Origin of the sequence: Salifodinibacter halophilus (assembly GCA_012999515.1) — a bacterium.
Classification (GTDB): domain Bacteria; phylum Pseudomonadota; class Gammaproteobacteria; order Nevskiales; family Salinisphaeraceae; genus Salifodinibacter; species Salifodinibacter halophilus.
Window position 1 is genome coordinate 1 of sequence record JABEEB010000879.1, and the last position, 229, is coordinate 229.

Genomic DNA, 229 nt, shown 5'->3' on the forward strand with positions numbered 1-229 from the left:
CAGCGCTTGCGCCAGCTCCACCGTATCGGCGACCACGCACGCGAAGCGCAGCGGCAGGTGATCGCGATCCAGCAGCGACGCGCGCGCGATCTCGGCCAGCGAATGTTCGCCGTCGTCGGCGCGCAACCACTCCAGCAGGTCGCGCTTGCGCGCTCGCAGCGCGCCCGGGCTCTTGGCCGACAGCGCGACCACGCACGCGCCGGTGCCGGCGGCCCTGCGCGCCAGCGAC

1 protein-coding gene is annotated in these 229 nt (G+C 74.7%); it reads right to left on the minus strand.

Going from position 1 to position 229, the window contains the following annotated elements; all coding sequences use genetic code 11:
• A partial coding sequence (locus HKX41_14060; protein ID NNC25258.1) for a hypothetical protein occupies positions 1 to 229 on the minus strand: 229 nt, incomplete at both ends.